This is a genomic window from Pseudomonas sp. NPDC089428 (assembly GCF_044749325.1).
In the GTDB taxonomy this organism is placed as follows: domain Bacteria; phylum Pseudomonadota; class Gammaproteobacteria; order Pseudomonadales; family Pseudomonadaceae; genus Aquipseudomonas.
This window is the reverse complement of sequence record NZ_JBIVHT010000032.1, coordinates 1-20,833: the sequence shown is the minus strand read 5'-3', so window position 1 is coordinate 20,833 and position 20,833 is coordinate 1. Positions and strand designations below refer to the sequence as shown.

At 65.3% G+C, this 20,833-nt stretch carries 17 protein-coding genes; 10 read left to right on the top strand and 7 right to left on the bottom strand.

Features of this window, described 5'->3' with window-relative positions; all coding sequences use genetic code 11:
• Nucleotides 1-236 precede the first annotated feature (236 nt).
• Nucleotides 237-2,090 carry an ABC transporter ATP-binding protein gene (locus ACIPZ5_RS27675; protein ID WP_400811794.1) on the top strand — a complete coding sequence of 618 codons (1,854 nt, stop codon included), beginning with the start codon at nt 237-239 and terminating at the stop codon, nt 2,088-2,090.
• Between the two features lie 168 nt (nt 2,091-2,258).
• Here ACIPZ5_RS27675 and ACIPZ5_RS27670 read toward each other — a convergent pair whose 3' ends face one another.
• The gene (locus ACIPZ5_RS27670) at nt 2,259-2,522 is read right to left on the bottom strand and encodes a DUF2790 domain-containing protein (RefSeq protein ID WP_261943808.1); all 264 of its coding nucleotides are present in this window, start codon (nt 2,520-2,522) and stop codon (nt 2,259-2,261) included.
• A 332-nt stretch (nt 2,523-2,854) separates the two neighbouring features.
• On the opposite strand from ACIPZ5_RS27670, the gene ACIPZ5_RS27665 reads away from it, so the two are divergent.
• The 3 genes from ACIPZ5_RS27665 (at nt 2,855) to ACIPZ5_RS27655 (ending at nt 5,451) form a co-directional block, all read left to right on the top strand.
• Nucleotides 2,855-4,081, top strand: coding sequence for an MFS transporter (locus ACIPZ5_RS27665; RefSeq protein ID WP_261943806.1), 1,227 nt, complete (start codon nt 2,855-2,857; stop codon nt 4,079-4,081).
• 114 nt (nt 4,082-4,195) lie between these two features.
• Entirely contained in the window at nt 4,196-4,450 is a 255-nt protein-coding gene (locus ACIPZ5_RS27660; RefSeq protein WP_400811791.1) for a hypothetical protein, read from the top strand.
• 140 nt (nt 4,451-4,590) lie between these two features.
• Complete coding sequence (locus ACIPZ5_RS27655; protein WP_400811790.1) at nt 4,591-5,451, top strand: CAP domain-containing protein; 861 nt, start codon at nt 4,591-4,593, stop codon at nt 5,449-5,451.
• A 24-nt stretch (nt 5,452-5,475) separates the two neighbouring features.
• Here the strand turns inward: ACIPZ5_RS27655 and ACIPZ5_RS27650 are convergent, their stop codons facing one another.
• The 5 genes from ACIPZ5_RS27650 to ACIPZ5_RS27630 all read right to left on the bottom strand — a co-directional run bounded on the left by ACIPZ5_RS27650 (nt 5,476) and on the right by ACIPZ5_RS27630 (nt 12,588).
• Entirely contained in the window at nt 5,476-5,976 is a 501-nt protein-coding gene (locus tag ACIPZ5_RS27650; protein WP_400811787.1) for a glycine zipper domain-containing protein, read from the bottom strand.
• Between the two features lie 302 nt (nt 5,977-6,278).
• Entirely contained in the window at nt 6,279-6,683 is a 405-nt protein-coding gene (locus ACIPZ5_RS27645) for a DUF2251 domain-containing protein (RefSeq protein WP_400811784.1), read from the bottom strand.
• A gap of 152 nt (nt 6,684-6,835) precedes the next feature.
• A complete protein-coding gene (locus ACIPZ5_RS27640) occupies nt 6,836-8,248 on the bottom strand; it encodes an efflux transporter outer membrane subunit (protein ID WP_400811781.1) in 1,413 nt (470 codons plus the stop codon).
• Nucleotides 8,232-9,398, bottom strand: coding sequence for an efflux RND transporter periplasmic adaptor subunit (locus ACIPZ5_RS27635; protein WP_261943793.1), 1,167 nt, complete (start codon nt 9,396-9,398; stop codon nt 8,232-8,234). Before ACIPZ5_RS27635 ends, ACIPZ5_RS27640 begins: the two co-directional genes overlap by 17 nt.
• Complete coding sequence (locus ACIPZ5_RS27630) at nt 9,391-12,588, bottom strand: efflux RND transporter permease subunit (RefSeq protein ID WP_400811798.1); 3,198 nt, start codon at nt 12,586-12,588, stop codon at nt 9,391-9,393. Before ACIPZ5_RS27630 ends, ACIPZ5_RS27635 begins: the two co-directional genes overlap by 8 nt.
• 182 nt (nt 12,589-12,770) lie before the next feature.
• Between ACIPZ5_RS27630 and ACIPZ5_RS27625 the strand changes: the two genes are divergently transcribed.
• Nucleotides 12,771-13,181: a hypothetical protein gene (locus tag ACIPZ5_RS27625; protein WP_400811795.1), complete on the top strand. Its 411-nt coding sequence runs from the start codon at nt 12,771-12,773 to the stop codon at nt 13,179-13,181.
• A 164-nt stretch (nt 13,182-13,345) separates the two neighbouring features.
• On the opposite strand, the gene ACIPZ5_RS27620 is transcribed toward ACIPZ5_RS27625, so the two are convergent.
• Nucleotides 13,346-14,116: an IclR family transcriptional regulator C-terminal domain-containing protein gene (locus ACIPZ5_RS27620; protein ID WP_261943791.1), complete on the bottom strand. Its 771-nt coding sequence runs from the start codon at nt 14,114-14,116 to the stop codon at nt 13,346-13,348.
• Nucleotides 14,117-14,261: 145 nt separating this feature from the next.
• On the opposite strand from ACIPZ5_RS27620, the gene ACIPZ5_RS27615 reads away from it, so the two are divergent.
• The 5 genes from ACIPZ5_RS27615 (at nt 14,262) to ACIPZ5_RS27595 (ending at nt 20,496) form a co-directional block, all read left to right on the top strand.
• Nucleotides 14,262-15,071: a shikimate dehydrogenase family protein gene (locus ACIPZ5_RS27615; RefSeq protein ID WP_400811779.1), complete on the top strand. Its 810-nt coding sequence runs from the start codon at nt 14,262-14,264 to the stop codon at nt 15,069-15,071.
• A gap of 4 nt (nt 15,072-15,075) precedes the next feature.
• A complete protein-coding gene (locus tag ACIPZ5_RS27610) occupies nt 15,076-16,803 on the top strand; it encodes an FAD-dependent oxidoreductase (protein WP_400811776.1) in 1,728 nt (575 codons plus the stop codon).
• Entirely contained in the window at nt 16,788-17,108 is a 321-nt protein-coding gene (locus ACIPZ5_RS27605) for an NIPSNAP family protein (RefSeq protein WP_400811774.1), read from the top strand. Before ACIPZ5_RS27610 ends, ACIPZ5_RS27605 begins: the two co-directional genes overlap by 16 nt.
• A gap of 226 nt (nt 17,109-17,334) precedes the next feature.
• Complete coding sequence (locus ACIPZ5_RS27600) at nt 17,335-19,005, top strand: FAD-dependent oxidoreductase (RefSeq protein WP_400811771.1); 1,671 nt, start codon at nt 17,335-17,337, stop codon at nt 19,003-19,005.
• A gap of 165 nt (nt 19,006-19,170) precedes the next feature.
• A complete protein-coding gene (locus tag ACIPZ5_RS27595) occupies nt 19,171-20,496 on the top strand; it encodes an MFS transporter (RefSeq protein ID WP_400811769.1) in 1,326 nt (441 codons plus the stop codon).
• The last annotated feature ends 337 nt before the right edge of the window (nt 20,497-20,833 follow it).

The window sequence follows — 20,833 nt, the reverse complement described above, 5'->3', positions numbered from 1 at the left end:
GCCCAACGAGCATAACCTCTCTCGTTAGGCCAGACACAACATACAAGGAGCGGATTTATCCGCGATGCGCCGCGCGGGCGGCGCTCGATCTCAAAGGCGCTGCAAATCTCTGGGCAGGCACTTGGTGGCCTCAAAGCAACCCCACGACAAGCAGTGGCTACATCACTGCACACCATCCTACCCGCCTGAAATGTGCTGTATGGTTATCGCTAACCGAGTAAACCCCGGAGCCCCTCATGTTTCGTGCCTTTGAACGCTGGCTCGACCCTTTCCCGCCCGACGAGGTACCGCCCCCCCCGGTCGGTCTGCTGCGTTTTCTGTGGGCCTGCACCCGCGGTGCCCGCGGCTACATCCTGGCACTGGCGCTGTTCAGTGCCGGCGTGTCGATCTACGAAGCCTGGCTGTTTTCCTTCCTCGGCCAGGTGGTGGACCTGCTCTCCAACTGGCAGGCCGGCGGTGGCGTGAGCGCAGAAGAAAGCCGCGTGCTGTGGGGCGTCGGCCTGCTACTGATCGCCAGCATCGTGCTGGTGGCCTTGCGCACGCTGATGCAGCACCAGGTGCTGGCGATCAACCTGCCGCTGCGCCTGCGCTGGGACTTCCACCGGTTGATGCTGCGCCAGAGCCTGTCGTTCTTTTCCGACGAGTTTTCTGGCCGGGTCACCACCAAGGTGATGCAGACCGCGCTGGCCGTGCGTGAAGTGCTGTTCACGGTGATCGAGATCGTGCCGGGCATCGGTGTGTATTTCATCGCCATCATCGCCCTGGCCGGTGGCTTTGCCGCCAAGCTGATGCTGCCGTTCATTGCCTGGCTCGCGCTGTTCGGCCTGGCCATGCTGTATTTCGTACCACGCCTGGGCAAGGTCGGCCAGGAACAGGCCCATGCGCGCTCGTCGATGACCGGCCGCGTTTCCGACGCCTACACCAACATCACCACCGTGAAGTTGTTCTCCCACTCCAAGCGCGAGGCGCATTTCGCCCGGGCGGCGATGGAAGACTTCAAGCAGACCGGCTTTCGCCAGATGCGCCTGGTCAGCCAGTTCGAGATCGTCAACCAGGCGCTGGTGGTCGGGCTGATTTTCGGCGCCGGCGGCTACGCCCTGTGGCTGTGGCACCAGGGCCAGGTCGGTACCGGTGCGGTGGCCGCGATCACGGCCATGGCCCTGCGCATCAATGGCATGTCGCACTGGATCATGTGGCAGATGACCTCGCTGTTCGAGAACATCGGCACCGTGCAGGACGGCATGGCCACCCTCACCCGCGGGCCCAAGGTGCAGGACGCGCCGGATGCCGGTGTGCTGCAGACCCGCGGCGGCGCGGTGACCTTCGACAACGTCAGCTTCAACTACAACGGCGAGCGCCAGGTGCTCGATGGCCTGACCCTGAACATCCGCCCTGGCGAAAAGGTCGGCCTGGTGGGCCGCTCCGGTGCCGGCAAGTCGACGCTGATCAACCTGCTGCTGCGCTTCTATGACGTGGACCGCGGCGAGATCCGCATCGACGGGCAGAACATCGCCCGCGTCACCCAGGACAGCCTGCGCAGCGCCATCGGCATGGTCACCCAGGACACCTCGCTGCTGCACCGCTCGATCCGCGACAACATCGCCTACGGCCGCCCCGAGGCCAGCGAGGCGCAGATCCAGCTTGCCGCCATCAACGCCCAGGCCGATGGCTTCATCCGCCAGCTCAGCGACCGCGACGGCCACAGCGGCTACGACACCCTGGTGGGCGAGCGCGGCATCAAGCTTTCAGGCGGCCAGCGGCAACGCATCGCCATCGCCCGGGTGATGCTCAAGAACGCCCCGATCCTGCTGCTGGACGAAGCCACCAGTGCCCTGGACTCGGAAGTCGAGGTGGCCATCCAGGAGAGCCTCGACGAGATGATGCAGGGCAAGACGGTGATCGCCATCGCCCACCGGCTGTCCACCATCGCCGCCATGGACCGGCTGATCGTGATGGATGAGGGGCGCATCATCGAGCAAGGTACCCATAACGAACTGCTGGCGAAGAACGGCACCTATGCGCGGCTGTGGCAGCACCAGAGCGGTGGCTTCCTGGGTGAGGATCAGGGGGTGGCCGAGGCGCTGGAGTGATTGCGCATCCGAGGGGGGCGGACCATTGGCCCTCTGTGCGCATCGCGGCACAACTGACGGGGCCCACTGCAGGCGAGCAGTGAGCCCCGAGGTCGAGCGTTCAGGCAATCTGTCTTACCAGTTCATGGCCATGCTCCTCTGTGGTCAGGCGGGGGCAGTGGCTGCGTGTCAGTTCTCACCGATGCAGTGGTCACCGAGGGTACGGTAGTTCAGCACCTGCGTCTGGTCATGCGAGTCGAGGTAGGTAAGGCGGGCGTTCACCACCCCGCAGGTCGGCGCTGCATCCTGGCTGGTCGACACCACTTTCTTGATGTCCAGCTGGGTGCCATAGGTGTAGTCGCGGGCATTGTCGGCGGCTTCGGCACGGGCGGCCAGGGTGCAGACGTTCAGGGCGGCAAACAGGCAGGCGGCGTAGACGGCTTTGCGGTTCATGGTGATGCTCTCCGGGCTTCAATGGGTTCGGTTTGAACCGAGGCGTTACTGCTTCGCTTCGATGGAGCCCATTTAAAGCCCGGAACGTACCTGGCTTGTGTCACGATCCCGGGCGAATCGAATCACAGGGTATCCGCATCTCCTCTGGATACGCTGTGATACAAACGCGCGCAGCCTTCAGCAGGCGCTCTACCCAGCGCGTCCCATCGATCCCGTTGATGAATACTATCGAGCGGCTCGCCTGTCGACGTGCAACAGCCGACTCTTATAATCGCCCTCAATTTACCCTCCCCCTCGCCTGCAACAGGCGACCTCACCTTGGAATCAGGAACATGCCAAGCGTCAGTCAGGCCTCCCACGGCCTTCCCGAACATGATCAACAAAGCGTCAAGCAGCAGTGGCTGGCGATCCTCTCGGTCGCGGTGGGCGCCTTCGCCCTGGTCACCAGCGAGTTTCTGCCGGTGGGCGTGCTCAACGATGTCGCCAGCGACCTGGGCATCAGCGCCGGCCATGCCGGGCTGATGGTGACCCTGCCCGGCATCATGGCGGCCCTCGCCGCGCCACTGCTGTCGGTGGGCATCGGCGCCATGGACCGGCGCTACCTGCTGATCGGCCTGACGCTGATCATGATCATCGCCAACTCGGTGGTGGCCTACGCCAGCGACTTCAGCCTGCTGCTGTTCGGCCGCGTGCTGCTGGGCATCAGCATCGGTGGTTTCTGGGCCACCGCCATCGCCCTCAGCGGCCGCCTGGCGCCCAAGGGCGTGAGCGTGGCCAGGGCCACCTCGATCATCATGGCCGGTGTGACCCTGGCGACCGTGCTTGGCGTGCCCGTGGGTACCTGGCTGAGCGGCCTGATGGGCTGGCGCATGACCTTCCTGGTCACCGCACTGCTCGGCGTGCCGGTACTGCTGGCGCAGCTGTTCCTGCTGCCGCGGCTCAACCCGGACAAGGCCATTCACATCCGTGACCTGCCAGCGCTGTTCATCAACCCGCAAGCCCGGGTCGGCCTGATCGCCGTGCTGCTGATCGGCCTGGCGCACTTTGCCGCGTACACCTATGTCGCGCCGTTCTTCAAGCAGAGCTCCGGCTTCGACGGGCAGACCATTGGCTCGCTGCTGCTGCTTTACGGCGTAGCCGGGGTGATCGGCAACCTGTTCGCCGGCTACGCCGCTAACCAGAGCGTGCGCCACACCTTGATGCTGGTGGCGGTGATGATCGGCGTCAGCACCGCGCTGTTCCCCTACTTCGCCACCGGCCTGACCGGCGCGGCCATGCTGATCGCGCTGTGGGGCTTCGCCTTTGGCGCGTTCCCGGCCTGCTCCAGCATCTGGATGTTCGTGGTGGCGCCCAAGGATGTCGAACGCGGTATGCCACTGTTCGTGGCCATGTTCCAGGTGATCATCGCGCTGGGCTCGTTCTTTGGCGGGCGCATCGTCGACCAGCTGGGCAGCTCGGTGCTGTTGAGCCTGGCCACGGCCCTGGTGGGTTGCGGTTTTGTCACTGTGCTGGTGCTGGGGCGTAATGTGAGTAACAGCCTGGCGGCGCAGGCTGGCTGACCTACCCCGGGACACGCGTGACACGACACGTCATTGAATCGTCCCGATGAGTCATATTGATGACTTCCACTCCTCAGGCTAATACTAAGGTATCTGCCTGGGGAGGCACGAATCATGCAATCAAGATTTGTTATCGTTCCCGCTGTGCCAGTCGAAAAAGAATCCTTTCAATCGGGATCCCGCTTCTATGCCGCTACCGTTTCAGGTGGCTTCGACATCTACGACAACCAAGAGAAATTACGGCTCAAACCCAGTTACGCGACCCGGTCACAGGCAGAAGCCGCACGCGTGAAGCTGAACAGCGAATGCCGTAATCCAGACGAGCTTTTCCCCTTCCTGCGGGTTGAATGCGCCGGCATCGATCAGTGACTGCGAATTGCGCTGCCAGCGCTCGCGGGCCAATTTCGCATCTGGGATCAGCGCCTCGGTGAACCTGTGTCGAGGCGCGCAGTCTTAGCCGAGCCCTTTGATCGGCATGACTGCCTTTTTCCCTCCAGAGCTGTTCTTCCATGCGCCAAGCTGCCCGCTGCTCGTCGTTCGTCTCGCTGTGCCTGGTTCATTTCATTCCGCTGTTCATCAGCCCCGCACAAGCCAGCGGGGAACGCCAATTGCTGGCGGCCATCAACGACTACCGCGCCCAGCCACAGCGCTGCGAAGGGCGCAGAGCCCAGAACGCAACGCCACTGGCGTTGAAAGCGAACCTGGCGTTGCCGATCGGCTACGGTGGCCGCTTGCGCGAAGGGTTGCAGGCCACCGGCTATCAGGCGGTAAAGGTGCGCAGCATCCGCCTGGTCGGTGCGCAGGATGCCGAGCAAGCCTTTGCCATGCTGCGCAGCGATTACTGCTCAGCCCTGCTCGATAACCAGTTTGCCGATATCGGCATCCGCCGCGCCCGCAATGAGTGGCAGGTGGTGCTGGCGCGCCCCGTGCTCGACGCTCAGCTCGGCGATGAGCGTTCCGCGAGCAAGGCGCTACTGATGCAGGTCAACGCAGCACGGGCGAAGCCGCGCCTGTGTGGTCGCCAGCGCTTCGCGGCTGCACGTCCGCTCACCTGGAGCACGGCCTTGGGAACAGCGGCGCAGCGGCACAGCCGGGCGATGGCCAACGAGAATTTCTTCGCACACCGCGACCCCAACGGTGATCTGCCGGCAGACCGGGCGTGGGATGCCGGCTACCGTGGGCGTCAGACTGGCGAGAATATTGCCGCGGGCCAGGGCTCACCGAGCAAGGCGATGGCCGGCTGGCTGGCCAGCCCCGGGCATTGCGCCAACCTGATGAACCCGATGTTCACCCAGGTCGGCGCGGCCTATGTCGCGAACGCGCGCAGCGATGAGGGCGTGTATTGGACGATGGTGTTCGGGGCGCCTTGACAGGGGCGCCCTCCCCGGCGCGGATCAGTCGTCGTCGCGCCAGTCACGGTGGTGCTTGCGCCAGCCATAGTGATGGCCACGGTCATGGTGGTGACGACGCCAGCCCCGATCATCGTCGTCATCGTCATAGTCGCGACCACGGGAATAGTGACCACTTTCATCGTCGTATTCCCGGCCCATGTGGTTACCCAGGGCACCACCCACGCCGCCACCGGCTGCCGCGCCAATCAAACTGCCCGTGGTACCGCCCATCTGGCGACCCACCACGTTGCCGCCGGCTGCGCCCAGTGCGCCGCCAATGGCGGCTTCGCCACGGCTGTGTTTGTTGGCCCCCACCGCACCACCGGCCGCGCCACCCAGGCCAGCGCCAATTGCCGAGCCGGTGCTGCCACCGATCGACTGGCCGACCACCGAGCCCAATACCCCGCCCAATGCGCCGCCTATGCCTGCTTCGGTATTGCCGCCTGCCGATGCGACGCCGCTCAGCAAGCCAAGGGACAACAAGAGAATCGAGGAGTACTTCATACGTGAAAGCCTCAAAGGGATGCCGGGGCGATCCTGAGGCTCTGCACGGAGGCTTACAATTGAAATCCGACGAGTAACACGGCGCGAAAAAATTCTCTAAGCTACTGTTTTTTCGGCGAAACTTTAGGGCTTTTTAGCGGTCTTTGGCTAATTGCCAAGCACGGTGCCGAGCCCTGCGCACCTGCTGTTCGGCAATGGGGTAGATCTCTGCCTGGCAGCACGGCGCCAAGATCGAACACCCTCGTTCCGATAGCGCCGAGGGGTTAAGCATCCACCCCTCGCGCGCTGAACGTGAAGCAGCGTCAGGCAAAATGCCGCAGCGCGCTGTCATCCCACTCCTGGCCGGCATGGGACCAGCCGTTGTCCATCGGCAGCGGGAACCCGGTACGGCTGTGCCCCTGCCTGGCCTCGAAATCGAAGACCGCATGCGGGTAGTCGTTGATCAGCAGCAGCGCCTTGCGGTGGTCCTCGGACCAGGCAATCTTGACCGTCGAGGGCTTGTCCCGGTCCGCGACGCTCTCCACGTCGTAGATGTGCAGCGCATTCTGGATCGGGTTGCCGGCGCCCGAGGAATCCAGGGCGTAGAAATAGCCGGTTTCCTCATCGTCCTCGAACACCACGGCATACGGCCCTTCCCCGGCCGGTGCCTCGACCACCAGGCCGTTCCCTACGAGCAATTCGTTCTGTGCGGCAAGATAGGCAGGCATGTTGGCAATCCTTTCCTGTGTGAGAAGGCTTGATCATGCCCACCCAAGGTGCATTGCCGCAAGCGCCATCACCGCTAAAGCCAAAGGCGTCGACTTCACACCCGGCGCCGCGCGCGTGCACGTTACATGGCTGACCCAGGCTACCGAGAAACTCAAGTACTGCCATCCCAACCGCCGCCCAGCGCCGCCAGCAACCCGACCCGCGCCTCTAGCTGGCGGGTCTGCAGATCCTGAAGCTTCTGCTTCTCTTGCAACGCATCGAGCTGGGCGGTCAGTACATCCAGCAGGCTGACCGCGCCCTGCCGATAACTGTCCAGGGCAATCTGCTCGGCGCTGCCTGCCGCCTGCGCCGCTTGCTGCACGTCATCCGCTTGCCGCGCCAGGTCATGCACCTGTGCCAAGTTGTCTTCGACTTCACGCACGGCCAACAGCACCTTGCCGTGATACGCTGCGGCCGCTGCCTCGAACTCGGCATGGGCCCTGCGCTCATCGGCCGAACGGCGACCACCGTCGAACAACGGCAGCTGCAACACCGGCCCAATCGCCCAGTAGCGATTGGCGGCGGCCAGCAGGTTGCCGGCGCCTTGCGTCTGCCCGCCCATCAGCCCCACCAGGCTGAAGTCCGGGTACCAGGCGGCACGGGCCACGCCGATGGTGGCGTTGGCGGCAAACACGCGACGCTCGGCGGCAGCCACATCGGGCCTGCGCAACAACAACGTGCCGGGCAGCTCGCTGGGCACCTGCGGTACCTTGAGCGGCGCGGCGTCCGGCACCAGCGCGAAGTCGCCCGGCAATGCCCCGACCAGCTCGGCGATAGCATGCTGCGCCAGGTTGCGCTGGGCGACGACGTCATCCACGGCAGCCTTGGCCTCGGACAGCCTGGCAGCCGCCCGATCAAGGTCCAGTTCCGAGGCGATATTGCCATTGAAGCGGTCCTGGATCAGCACCAGCAGCTGGCTACGGTCCGCCACGGCGCTGTCGAGCAAGTGGCGCTGCGCGTCGAGGCCACGGGCACGCACGTATAGCACCGCCAGTTGCCGCTGCAGGCTCAGGCGTGCACCGGCCAGGTCATCCGCCGCGGCCTGCGCCGAAGCATCCCCCGCTGCCACCTGATTGCGCAAGCGGCCCCAGAGATCGAAATCAAAGCTCAGACTCAGCCCGGCGGTGTCGCTGTCGTAGGTCGACGGCTGGCTGTCTCCGCGCAGCGGTCGCCGGTCCGACTGGCGCTGGCGAAGCGGTGTGGCGCTCGCGTTTGCCTGCGGCCACAGCCCGCCATGCAGGCCCTGGGCGTAGGCGGCTGCGGCATCGTTGTGCGCCACCGCGGCGGCCAGGTTCGGGTTCGATGCCTCAAGCTGTGCCTGCAGTTCATTGAGGCGTTGGTCATCGAAAAGCGTCCACCACTGCGCTGGCAGTGGCCTTGCCGCGTCGACCCGCTGCCAGGCCCCTGAGCGCTCGCCGTAATGCGCTGGCAGTTGCACCACAGGCGCCTGGTAGTGCGGTGCCAGCGAGCAGCCTTGCAAGGCCAGGCACAGCAGTAGCCCGCCGCGCTTAAACCGAGGGCGCATGCACACCTCCCGGCGTTACGCTGCGCACTGCATCATTGTCACGCAGGGCATCGGGCGGGTTGTCCACCACCTGGTCCTTCAGGCCCAGGCCACCGTCGACGATCAGCGTGCTGCCCAGGTCCTGGGCGATATGAATGCTGCGCAGGTGCGCGCGGTTCTGCGCATCGAGCACCGCCACCTGCGGCCCCTGGGCCCTGAAGATCAGGGCGCTGGCAGGAATGCTCACGGCCTGGGCATTGCTGCGCAGGGTAATGCGGGCGCTGGCGTAGTCGCCCGGCAGCAACGCCGCGCTGGCGTTTTCCACCGCGTACTGCGCCAGCAGCGTGCCCGAGCCCTGGTCGACGGCGGTGGAGGTACCCAGCAACGCCGCGGTGAAGTGCTGGCCAGGGCGTTCAGGCACCGACAACTGCACCTGCATGCCGGGCAGAATCTGGCTGGCGTAGCTCTGCGGCACCGGCACGTACAGGCGCAGGCGGCGGGTGTCGGCGATGTCGAACAGCGAAGTGGCACTGTCGCTATCGGCCTTGACCAACTGGCCGACCTGCGCGTGGCGGGCGGTGATGGTGCCGGTAAACGGTGCGCGAATGACCTTGTACGCCGCCAGGTCCTTCAGCCGCACATAGTCCGCCTCGGCGGCCTGTGCATCGGCGCTGGCGACCGCGGCGGCGGCCACCTTCTCATCCACCTCCTGGCGCGACACCGAATGGCTGGCGAACAGGTGCTGCCAGCGCGCAGCGGTGCTTTGCGCCAGCGCTGCACTGGCCTGGTGCTGCGCCAGCCTGGCCTTGGCCTGGGCCAGCTGCTGGTCGAGTTCGGGGCTGTCGATTTCGGCGAGCGGCTGGCCGGCCGTGACCACCGTGCCGATGTCCACCTGCCAGTTCTTCAGGTAACCGCTGACCCGGGCATTGATCCGCGCCATGTTCCAGGCCTGCAGGTGGGCCGGCAGGCTCAGCGTTTCACCGCCAGCATTCAGCGACGGGGTAAAGGTGACCACCGCAGGCGTCGCCCGGTGCTCGGTCCACGCCTGCACCGCAGCGGCCTGGTGCTGCCGGGCGTACACGCCCAGCGCAACCACCAGGGCAGCCAGGCCCAGGCCGGCGCCCCCCATGAGTTTCAAGCGCCGACGATCAGCTACGCAACGGCTAGGCATGCAGGTTTTCTCCAACGACAGCGTGAGGGGTTGAGCGGCGGTGGGCCAGGCTGAAGACCACCGGCACGAACAGCAGGGTCGCCGTGGTGGCAACGATCAGCCCGCCAATCACCGCCCTGCCCAGCGGCGCGTTCTGCTCCTGGGACAGGGCCAGCGGCAGCATGCCGATGATCATCGCCAGGGCCGTCATCAGCACGGGCCGAAAGCGAGTGAAACCGGCCTCCATGGCGGCCTTCACGGCATCGCCATGCACTGCCAGGCGCTCGCGGCAGAAGCTGACCACCAGCACCGAGTTGGCGGTGGCCACGCCCATGCACAGGATTGCCCCGGTGAGTGCCGGCACCGACAGCGTGGTGCCGGTGACGAACAGCATCCAGACGATACCGGCCAGCGCGGCAGGCAATGCGGTGATGATCACGAACGGGTCGACCCAGGACTGGAAGTTGACCACGATCAGCAGGTAGATCAGCACCACCGCGCCCAGCAGGCCCAGGCCCAGGCCGTGGAAGGCTTCGTGCAGCGCGCTGATCTGGCCGTGCAGGCTGACGGTGGCGCCCTTCGGGCGCAGGTGCGCGGTGTCGTCGATGACCTGCTGGATGTCGGCGGCGATACTGCCCAGGTCACGGCCCTGGACGTTGGCGTACAGGTCCAGGGTCGGGGTGATGTTGTAGTGGCTGACCACGTCGGCGGTGTTGGTGCGCGCCAGGCTGGCGATGCCGCCGAGCACAGCGGTGTGCCCGTTGCTGCCGGTGATCGGCAGCGCCTCCAGCTGGGCGATGCTGCTCATCTTGTACTGCGGGGTCGCGCCGACCACGGAATAGGACACACCATTGGCCGGGTTGAGCCAGTAGGTCGGCGCCGTCTGCGAGGTACCGGCCAGCGAAGCGCCCAGGCTGGCGGTGACATCGCGTTCGGTGATGCCCAGCTCGGCGGCGCGCTTGCGGTCGACCTCGACCTGCAGCGACGGGTAGCTTTGCGACTGCTGCAGGCGCAGGTCGGCGATGCCCGGAACATGCCGCAGGCGGCGCATCACTTCGGCCGCATAGGCGCGGTTGGCAGCATCGTTGGGGCCGGAAATCTTCACGTCCAGCGGTGCCGGCGCGCCGAAGTTGAGGATCTGGCTGCTGATGTCGGCCGGGAGGAAGGCAAAGGTGGTGCCGGGGAAACTGTCTGGCAGCACCTCGCGCAGGCGCTTCACGTAAGCGGCGGTCGGGCCGTGGCCGGTGTTGAGCGACACCTGGATGTCGCCGTCCTGCGGGCCGACCGTGCCGCTGGTGTTGTAGGCCATGTCGATGCCGCTGATGGGCAGGCCGATGTTGTCGATGATCGATGCCACGGCCTCTGCCGGCAGGACTTCGCGAATGCGGCTTTCGATACGGTCGAAGGCCGCGGCGCTTTCTTCGATGCGCGTGCCCAAAGGCAGGCGCACATGCAGTGCCATTGCCCCGGCATCGGTTTCGGGGAAGAAATCCTCACCCAGCATTGGCAACAGCGCGAAGCTGGCCAGCACGCAACCGAGGAAGCCCAGCAGGAACCGCCGACGGTTGGCCAAAGCCAGCTCCAACAGGCCCTGGTAGCCATCGCGCAGCCGGGCAAAGCCGGCTTCGAAACCGGTCTGCAGGCGCACCAGCGGGTTGGCCGACTTGTCGCCTTCGTGGTGATTGAGATACGCGTCCTCGGGGTGCCGCCCCTCGCCCTGCTCCACCCCGTGCGGCTTGAGCAGGAACATGGCCAGGGTCGGCACCAAGGTACGCGACAGAATAAAAGAGCTCCCCATGGCGAACATCACTGCCAATGCCATGGGCCGGAACAGGTATCCGGCGATGCCCTGGAGCATGAACATCGGAACAAATACAACGCAGATGCACAACAAGGCCACGAACGCCGGGCCGACGATCTGCCGCGCGCCATCGAGGATGGCCCGGCGGACCGACTTGCCCTGTTCCAGGTGCCAGTTGATGTTTTCGATGGTCACCGTCGCGTCGTCGACCAGAATGCCCACGGCCAGCGCCAGGCCGCCGAGGGTCATCACGTTGAGGGTCTGCCCGCTGACCGCCAGCAAGGCGATGGCCGACAGCACCGCCAGCGGAATCGAGGCGGCGATGATCAGGGTCGAGCGCCAGCTGCCGAGGAACAGCAGGATCATCGCGCTGGTCAGCAAGGCGGCGATGACCCCCTCGCGGGCCACGCTGCCGACCGACGCCTTGACCACCGTGGAGGCATCGCCAAGCAGCGAGGTCTTGAGTTCCGGTGGCAGGGTTTCGTTGATGCGCGGCAACATGCCGCGAATGCCGTCGACGATCGACAGGGTCGAGTTGTTGCCGTTCTTCAGCGCTGGCATCAGCACCGCGCGGCGGCCGTCGACGCGCACGATATTGGTTTGCGGGGGCGCACCGTCACGCACATGGGCCACCTGGCCGACGGTGATCTGCGCGCCATCGACGACCTTGACCGGCAACGCGTTGAGCTGGTCGATGGCCGTGGGGCTGTTGTTCAGCAGCACGGTGAATTCGTTGCGGCCGATCTTCGCCGTGCCCACCGGGATGATCTGGTTCTGCGCCGCCAGCGCATTGGCCACGTCCTCGGCGGACAAGCCCTTGGCCGCCAGTGCCTGCGGGTCGAGGTCGAGGGTGATCTGGCGCTGCTTGCCGCCCATGGGGGTCGGCATCGACAGCCCGGGTACCGCGGTCAGCGGCAGGCGAATGCTGTTCTGCACCAGGTCGCGAATACGCGCTTCGGACAGGGTCTGGCTGGAAAACGCCATCTGCAGGATCGGCACGGTCGAGGCGCTGTAGTTGAGGATCAGCGGTGGCGTGATACCGGCGGGCATCTGCTTGAGCACGGTCTGCGAAACGGCGGTGACCTGCGCGTTGGCGGTACGGATGTCGACGCTGGGCTGGAAGAAGATCTTCACGATGCCCATGCCCGGCAACGACTGCGACTCGATATGTTCGATGTCGTTTACCGTGGTGCTCAGTGCCCGCTCATAGGTGTAGATCACCCGGCCCGACATGGCGTCCGGGGCCAGCCCTGCGTATTGCCAAACCACCGCGATGACCGGTATGCCGATATCAGGGAAAACATCACTTGGCGTGCGCACTGCCGCCAAGGGACCGACGATGCAGATCACGATCGCCAACACCAGAAACGTATAGGGCTTGTGAAGTGCCGTTTTAACCAGACCGAGCATACCCTGCCCCCGAAAGTTGAACGGGGCGCAGTCTTCCATGGACTTCCTGAAACGTCGGTTAAACCTCCATTAACGTTTTTTAAGGAAAACCGGTGGCTGTATTCATTTGCAGCGAATTGGCTTGCTGGCATCCTGTGCGAATCATTCGCAGCTGCAATCAGAGGTCGTTCATGGGGAGCAAGATGGGTAAAAGATGGGGGTTGGCATTACCACTATTGGGCGCACTCGGAGTGCTCGCTGGCTGTGCCGGGCCAATGCCAAAAGCCAGCCCGGACGAGGCTTGGGTGAGCTTGCGCGAGGAGCCGACGACCACGTTGATGGCCGAGACCCTGGATGGCAAGCGACTGAGCGACGGGCGCTTTTTCGAAGTACCCAAGGGCCAGCATACGTTGGGCAGCACGCTGTATGTCGAGGGTGACGGGGACAGTAACGGTAGTGCCTGCAATGCCAACGTCATTTACAAGGACTTTAAGCCAGGCAAACATTACACCTTGGTGGAAAGTAGTCTTGGGCAACAATATATGCTGACACTTTACAACAGTGCCAATAAACCAGTGGCGCAGACTTCAGATATAGATTGCATGGCTGGGTAAGTACCCGGCCTATAACTTAAAGCACACTGAAAGTTAAACCCATAACAGCAGGCGCGGGCGCTGTGGGAGCAACTGTCTTGCTCAATTTCTAGAATCTGGCGCGATCCCTGTGGGAGCGGCGGTTCGGCGCCGCTCCCACAGGGTCCAGCACAGCCTGCCATGCCTCAATCCAGCACCGGTTTGAGCAACGCCTGCGCCTCATACAGCGTCGCCAGGTAGCGCAGGCGCATCTCGTCGATGCTCAACCGCGACGCATGGGTGGTGATGGTCAAGGTCGCCTTCAACTGGCCGCTGCGGTCGAGCAGCGGCACACCCAGCACACGCATGCCGATTTCGTATTCCTGATCGACGATGCTGTAGCCCTGCGCCCTCACCCGCTGCAACTCCGCCTGCAACAGCGCCCGGTCGGTCTGGGTATAAGGCGTCAGCGCATTCAGCGGGTTGCGCGCAAAGTATTCCTCACGCTGCCCCTCCTCCAGCCACGCCAACCACACCCGGCCGCTTGCCGTGCAATACATCGGCACCCGCGACCCGGGGCGGATCGACAACGAAGCAATGTGGCTGTAGCGGCTGCGCACCAGGTGAATGATCTCGTCGCCATCACGACTGCCCACCGACACATGCTCCTGAGTCTGCCGCGCCACCTGCTCGACGATCGGCCGCAGCATGCGCGGCAACTGCGCCGAATCGACATAGGCCTGGCCGATGCGCAGGGCCTTGGGGGTCAGCCAGTAATGGCGGTTGTCGGTCTCGGCGAAGCCTTCGTGCACCAGCGTCAGCAGAAAACGCCGTGCGGCGCTGGGGGTCAGGCCCGACAGCCTGGCCGCCTGGGGCACGCTCAGGCGGGGTTGCTCGGCACTGAACAGTTGCATCAGCGCCAGGCCTTTCTGCAGGCCGGCGATCAGGTCGCGGGGATGGATCTCGGGCTGGGACATGTACGCGGCTCTTGGAAAGTGGCAATTAATGCGATAACCGATAGGTGACTGCGATTATCGCATCAAACATCCGATAAGCGCATTGTTGCTGCAACCGCCCTGCGCCAGGCTTGCCTCCACAACAACAGCCATAACGGAGGTCAGCATGATCCGAGGTTCGACAGAACTGGTCGCCATCGTCGGTTCGCCTATCGCCCAGGTGAAGTCGCCGGAAAACTTCAACACCTGGTTCGCCAACAACGCCCGCGACCTGGCGATGCTCCCCATCGACCTGGAGGAAACGGCGCTGGGCGCCTTTGTCGAGCACCTGCGCGGTTGGCGCAACCTGCGCGGCTGCGTGGTCACCGTGCCGTACAAGCAGGCCCTGGCTACACGGCTGGACGGGCTTAGCGAGCGCGCCCAGGCCTTGGGCACGGTCAACGTGATCCGCCGCGAACGCGACGGCCGCCTGTTGGGCGATAACGTCGATGGCGCGGGCTTTCTCGGGGCTGCCCGCCTGCAAGGCTTCGTGGCCAGCGGCAAGCGCGCGCTGGTGGTGGGCTGCGGCGGGGTCGGCAGTGCGATCGCCTATGCACTGGGAGAAGCGGGCATTGCCAGCATCACCCTCAGCGACCCCAGCGCCGAACGCGTCGGTGCGCTGGGTGAGGTGCTCGGCAATGCCTTCCCAGCCCTGCAGGTCGCCACCCTTTACCGCTCACTGGAAGACTTCGACCTGGTCGTCAATGCCTCCCCGGTCGGCATGGGCAACAGCGGCGAGCTGCCTTTGCCCGCCGCACTGCTGCAGACCCTGAAGGCAGCCACACTGGTGGCCGACGTGGTCACCTCGCCGGAAATCACCCCGCTGCTGCACCAGGCCCGCGAACGCGGCTGCCCGATCCAGACCGGAGCGCAAATGGCCTTCGCCCAACTGGGCCACCTCGGCGCCTTCATGGGCGTCACACCGCTGGAGATCTGAAACCATGAGCGCTAGCGAACAAGCAGTGTTCGACCTGGTGGTCCTCGGCAGCGGTGCCGGGGGCTTCGCCACGGCAGCCACGGCGGCCCGCCGCGGGCTGAAGGTGCTGGTGGTGGAAAAGGCCGAGCGCTTTGGCGGCACCTCGGCGATTTCCGGCGGCGCGGTGTGGATCTACGGCAGCGATCAGGCACAGGCGGCCGGTGCCGAGGACTCCCCCGAGGCCATGCGCACCTACCTGAAGACGATCATCGGCGCCGGTTACAACCCGGCACTGGTGGATGCCTTCATCGAGCAGGGTCACCAGGCCCTGCGCTGGCTGGAACGCAATACCGAACTGCGCTATGGGCTGCGCCCGCATTCCCCGGACTACTACCCCGACGAACCCGGCGCCACCGAGTTCGGCCGAGCCCTGGAAATGGTCGAGTACGACGGTCGTCATCTTGGCTCACGCTTCAAGGACCTGCAGATGCCGCCGCCGGGCATGCTGCTGTTCGGCGGCATGATGGTCAACCGCGTGGACATCCAGCACTTCCTCAACCTGCGCCGCTCGCCCGCCTCGCTGTGGCATTGCCTGAAGCTGATGGCACGTTATGCGCGGGACCGCCTGCGCCACCCGCGCGGGACCCGCCTGACCACCGGCAACGCCCTGATCGCGCGCCTGGCCAGCAGCGCCTTTGCCCACGGCAGTGAACTGTGGCTACGCAGCGAGGCACAGGAACTGATTGTCGAATGCGGCGTGGTAAGCGGCGTGATCGTGCAGCGCGAAGGCCGACTGATACGGGTGCAGGCACGTGGCGGCGTGGTCTGCGCCATGGGTGGCTTTGCCGCCGGCAAACTGGCCGCGAGCTATCGCCCGCACGCCGCATCAGCCCACCTGAGCATGTCGCCGGCCACCAACGATGGCGCTGCCCTGCGCCTGGGCGAAAAGGTTGCGGCGGCGCAGGGCGAAGGCCTGGCGGCCAATTTCTTCTGGGCGCCGGTGTCCGAATTACGCCACGCCAATGGCCAGCGCGAGCGCTTTCCGCACCTGGTCACCGACCGCGCCAAGCCGGGGGTGATCGCGGTCGACCCGGTCGGGCGGCGCTTCGTCAACGAATCCAACTCGTACCACCACTTCGTGCAGACCATGTTCGCCAATGGTATCGGCCATTGCTGGCTGATCTGTGATGCCGAGGCGATGAACCGTTATGGCCTGGGCCTGGCGCGGCCAAAGCCGGTGGACAACTCGGCGCTGATTGCCGCCGGCTACCTGCAGCGCGCCGCCAGCGTGCCCGCCCTGGCGGCGGCTATCGGCGTCGACCCGCAGGCCCTGCAACAGACGCTGGAGCACTTCAATGCCGACGCCCGCAATGGCATCGACCGTGCGTTCGGCAAGGGCGGCAACAGCTACAACCGCTACATGGGCGACCCTCAGCATCAGCCCAACCCGTGCCTGGCACCACTGACCAAGGCGCCTTTCTACGCCATCCGCATCCATACCGGCGACCTCGGCTCGGCACGCGGCCTGGTCACCGACACCAATGCCAACGTGCTGAACCGCAGCGGCGCGCCGATTGCCGGGTTGTATGCCGTGGGCAACGACATGAATTCAATGATGAACGGCACCTACCCTGGCCCCGGTATCACCCTCGGCCCCGCCCTCACCTTCGGCTGGCTCGCCGCCAGCCATATCGCCGAGCGCCTGCAGGCGCCAACCAACCACCCGGAGCAACCCGCATGTATTACGAATTGAGAACCTACACCCTCGACCCGCTGAAGATGGGCGACTGGCTGGCCTTGTACCAGAGCCATGCGCTGGAGGTGCAGCGCGAGCACCTGGGCAACCTGGTGGGCTTCTTCACCAGCGAATTCGGCGAGGTCAACCAGGTGGTGCACATGTGGGCCTACGTCAGCCTCGACGAGCGCATGGCACGCCGTGCGGCGATGGCCGCCGACCCACGCTGGGCTGAGTTCTCGCGGCGCAACCGGGAGCTGGGCGCGGTGCTGCAGCTGAACTCGCGGCTGCTGCGGCCCACGGGCTTTTCGCCGCTGCAATAAGCTGTTTCCCCAAGGTTAGCGGGAGCCATGTGGGAGCCGCGCTTGCCGGCGATGGGCCACGAAGTGGCCCCAACATTCTTGCGTCTGCCATGGGTCGACAGCAATCACTTTCGAACGGCAGATTTCGACCCGCAACGAACATCTGTAAGCCGGGGCCGCTGCGCGGCCCATCGCCGGCAAGCGCGGCTCCCACAGCGACCGAGCTTGCACTCATAAGGATTGATCCATGCAACCCCTCGTATGTGACGTACTTGTCATCGGCTCCGGCGCCTCTGGCCTGGCGGCCGCCGTTACCGCCGCGCATCACGGCCTGAAGGTGATCGTCGCGGAAAAGGCCAGCCAACTTGGCGGCACCAGTGCCTGGTCAGGGGGCTGGCTGTGGATCCCGCGCAACCCGCTGGCCATCGCCGAAGGCATCATCGAAATCGACGACGCACCAGAACGCTACCTGCGCGCCCAGACCCATGTCACCGAACTGGACCCTCGCCAGCGCGCCTTCCTGCAGCATGGCCCGGAGATGGTGGCGTTCTTCCAGCAACACACTGCCGTGCAGTTCCAGTCCGGCAGCAAGATGCCCGACATGCATGAAGGCGACGGCAGCGCCCGTGGCGGGCGCTCGCTGTGCGCGCTGCCGTTCGACGGTCGCTTGCTGGGCCCGTGGCTGCACAGGCTGCGCCCGCCACTGGACATCGTCAGCCTGGCGGGCATGGGCATCGCCGGTGGCGCGGACATGGCCGCCTTCTTCAATGCACGGCGCTCGCCCAAGGCCGCCCTGCACGTTGGCAAGCGCCTGCTGCGCCATGGCCGCGACCTGCTGCTGCACCGCCGCGGCCTGCAGCTGGTCAACGGCAATGCCCTGGTCGCGCGCCTGTTGCGCAGTGCCCTGGACCTTGGCGTGACAGTGCTCACCGACAAAGCGGCCACCCGCCTGCTCGGCGATAGGCGCATCGACGGCGCGCTGTTCGCCGATGGCCAGGTGATCCAGGCACGCCGTGGCGTGGTCCTGGCCTGTGGCGGCTTTGCCCATGATCGCCAGCGCATCGCCCAGCTGATGCCCCATGCGCCCGATGGAGACCAGCACTACTGCGCTGCCCCGCTGGAAAACAGCGGTGATGGCCTGCGCCTGGCCGAACAGGTCGGCGCGCGCGTCGGTACGCTGGCTCAGGCCGGTGCCTGGGCACCGGTGTCCCGCGTGCCACGCCGCGACGGCAGCATTGGCCATTTCCCGCACCTGATCGACCGCGCCAAGCCCGGCTTCATCGCCGTGCGCCGCGATGGCCGCCGGTTCGTCAACGAAGCCGATTGCTACCACGACTTCATGAACGCGCTGTTCGCCGCCACGCCAGCGGGCGAAGCGCACGAAGCGTGGCTGATCTGCGACCATGCCGCACAACGGCGCTACGGTATCGGCTGGGCCAAGCCCTTCCCTTTTCCGACCGGCTTCTATCAGCGACGCGGCTATCTGTTCAGCGGCCGGTCCCTGGCTGAACTGGCACAGCGCTGCGGGATCGCCGCCGAACAACTGCAACGCACCGTGGCCGAGTTCAATCGGCATGCCGCGCACGGCGAAGACCCAGCCTTCCAGCGCGGCGCCTCGGCCTACAACAAAGCCCAGGGCGAACCGCTGCAGAGGCCCAACCCCTCTCTGCGGCCGTTGCTGCACGGGCCCTTCCATGCGGTGAAACTGCTCCCCGGCAGCCTCGGCACCTTCGCCGGCCTGCACACCGATGCTGCGGCACGCGTGCTCGACCACGCCCAGCAGCCGATACCCGGCCTGTTCGCGGTCGGCAACGACATGCACAGCGTGATGGCCGGGCATTATCCTAGCGGTGGAATCACCCTGGGGCCGGGCATGACCTTCGGCTATCTGGCCGGCAAAGCGCTGGGCAGCCTGTGAGCGTGGCGCACTATTGTTCGGTTATCGAACGATAGCCTCCTCCAGCGAATTGACGGTCCCCGATTCCCTGCCCACCATGCACCGGCCTTGCGTGTAGCCCCTGCCTGGGGCGACGTCACGTTCGAGAAACAGCAGTCCATTACAATTTCAAGAAACGACCAGGATATGACCCCCTCCAAGCTCACTACCGCCAGCCCACCGCTGCCCTCCGCCGGCATCGGCGACAAGATCCGTGGCGCCTTCGCCGTCGGCAATACCCGTTGGGGCATGCTCGCCCTGGTGTTCTTCGCCACCACCTTGAACTACATCGACCGCGCCGCGCTCGGCATCATGCAGCCGGAACTGGCCAAGGCCATGAGCTGGACGGCGATGGACTACGCCAACATCAACTTCTGGTTCCAGGTCGGCTACGCGGTCGGCTTCGTGCTGCAAGGCCGGCTGATCGACAAGGTTGGCGTCAAGCGCGCCTTCTTCGCCGCCGTGCTGCTATGGAGCCTGGCCACCGGCGCCCACGGCCTGGCCACCTCGGCTGCCGGCTTCATGGTCTGCCGCTTCATCCTCGGCCTGACCGAAGCGGCCAACTACCCGGCCTGCGTGAAAACCGTGCGCCTGTGGTTCCCAGCCGGCGAACGCGCCATCGCCACCGGTTTTTTCAATGCCGGCACCAACGTCGGCGCCATGGTCACCCCGGCCCTGCTGCCGCTGATCCTCACGGTCTGGGGCTGGCAGGCCGCGTTCATCGCCATGGGCTGCCTGGGCCTGGTCTGGCTGGTGTTCTGGGGCCTGAAGTACTTCAACCCGGAGGAGCACCCACGGGTACGCCAGAGCGAGCTCGACTACATCCAGCAGGACGCCGAGCCTGAAGTGGCGCGCCTGCCCTTCAGCCGCATCCTGGGCATGCGCGGCACCTGGGCCTTCGCCGTGGCCTACGCGATCACTGCGCCGGTGTTCTGGTTCTACCTGTACTGGCTGCCGCCGTTCCTCAACCAGCAGTACAGCCTGGGCATCAGCGTGACCCAGATGGGCATCCCGCTGATGCTGATCTGGCTGACCGCAGACTTCGGCAGCATCGGCGGCGGCATCCTCTCTTCGTGGCTGATCGGCCGCGGCGTGCGCGCCACCACCGCGCGCCTGGTATCGATGCTGATTTTCGCCTGCACCATGGTCAGCGTGACCTTCGCCGCCCATGCCAGCGGGTTGTGGATCGCAGTGCTGGCCATCGCCCTGGCGGTCGGCGCGCATCAAGCGTGGACGGCGAATATCTGGAGCCTGGTGATGGACTACACGCCCAAGCACCTGATCAGCACGGTATTCGGTTTCGCCAGCATGTGCGCGGCGATTGGCGGGATGTTCATGACGCAGATCGTCGGCAGCGTGCTGATGGCGACCAACAACAACTATGCCGTGCTGTTCACCATGATCCCGGCCATGTACTTCCTGGCGCTGATCTGGATGTACTTCATGGCGCCGCGCAAGCTCGAGAGCCAATAAGCCCGAATTCCAGTTACCTCGATGGGGCCCTGACGGGCCCCTTTTTTCATGCGTGCCCGGGGGGTTCCTGCAATGACCTGATCGCCGGCGGCCGGCTGCCACGGGTAAACCACCGGCCCCGAGAGCTGTGCAGTACATGGGGTATGTAGCGCCTATGAGATCGAGCGCCGCCCGCGCGGCGCATCGCGGATAAATCCGCTCCTACATTTGTTGCAACGTACCGAACCTGATAGGCCATGGTCGCCCGCCTTGGCGCATGGCTCAAGTCAGGTGAGGCGGCATCAATGCCCACCTCCTGATCCCGTCAGGCCAACAAGGCTGACAACCATGGCCTCAC

What these genes read in the sequence shown, in the direction of transcription:
- ACIPZ5_RS27625 (WP_400811795.1), top strand. Translation starts at nt 12,771, where the DNA reads ATGGGTAAAAGATGGGGGTTGGCATTACCACTATTGGGCGCACTCGGA.
- ACIPZ5_RS27650 (WP_400811787.1), bottom strand. Translation starts at nt 5,976, where the DNA reads ATGAAGTACTCCTCGATTCTCTTGTTGTCCCTTGGCTTGCTGAGCGGC.
- ACIPZ5_RS27610 (WP_400811776.1), top strand. Translation starts at nt 15,076, where the DNA reads ATGAGCGCTAGCGAACAAGCAGTGTTCGACCTGGTGGTCCTCGGCAGC.
- ACIPZ5_RS27640 (WP_400811781.1), bottom strand. Translation starts at nt 8,248, where the DNA reads ATGCGCCCTCGGTTTAAGCGCGGCGGGCTACTGCTGTGCCTGGCCTTG.
- ACIPZ5_RS27635 (WP_261943793.1), bottom strand. Translation starts at nt 9,398, where the DNA reads ATGCCTAGCCGTTGCGTAGCTGATCGTCGGCGCTTGAAACTCATGGGG.
- ACIPZ5_RS27615 (WP_400811779.1), top strand. Translation starts at nt 14,262, where the DNA reads ATGATCCGAGGTTCGACAGAACTGGTCGCCATCGTCGGTTCGCCTATC.
- ACIPZ5_RS27655 (WP_400811790.1), top strand. Translation starts at nt 4,591, where the DNA reads ATGCGCCAAGCTGCCCGCTGCTCGTCGTTCGTCTCGCTGTGCCTGGTT.
- ACIPZ5_RS27660 (WP_400811791.1), top strand. Translation starts at nt 4,196, where the DNA reads ATGCAATCAAGATTTGTTATCGTTCCCGCTGTGCCAGTCGAAAAAGAA.
- ACIPZ5_RS27600 (WP_400811771.1), top strand. Translation starts at nt 17,335, where the DNA reads ATGCAACCCCTCGTATGTGACGTACTTGTCATCGGCTCCGGCGCCTCT.
- ACIPZ5_RS27630 (WP_400811798.1), bottom strand. Translation starts at nt 12,588, where the DNA reads ATGCTCGGTCTGGTTAAAACGGCACTTCACAAGCCCTATACGTTTCTG.
- ACIPZ5_RS27620 (WP_261943791.1), bottom strand. Translation starts at nt 14,116, where the DNA reads ATGTCCCAGCCCGAGATCCATCCCCGCGACCTGATCGCCGGCCTGCAG.
- ACIPZ5_RS27670 (WP_261943808.1), bottom strand. Translation starts at nt 2,522, where the DNA reads ATGAACCGCAAAGCCGTCTACGCCGCCTGCCTGTTTGCCGCCCTGAAC.
- ACIPZ5_RS27595 (WP_400811769.1), top strand. Translation starts at nt 19,171, where the DNA reads ATGACCCCCTCCAAGCTCACTACCGCCAGCCCACCGCTGCCCTCCGCC.
- ACIPZ5_RS27665 (WP_261943806.1), top strand. Translation starts at nt 2,855, where the DNA reads ATGCCAAGCGTCAGTCAGGCCTCCCACGGCCTTCCCGAACATGATCAA.
- ACIPZ5_RS27645 (WP_400811784.1), bottom strand. Translation starts at nt 6,683, where the DNA reads ATGCCTGCCTATCTTGCCGCACAGAACGAATTGCTCGTAGGGAACGGC.
- ACIPZ5_RS27675 (WP_400811794.1), top strand. Translation starts at nt 237, where the DNA reads ATGTTTCGTGCCTTTGAACGCTGGCTCGACCCTTTCCCGCCCGACGAG.
- ACIPZ5_RS27605 (WP_400811774.1), top strand. Translation starts at nt 16,788, where the DNA reads ATGTATTACGAATTGAGAACCTACACCCTCGACCCGCTGAAGATGGGC.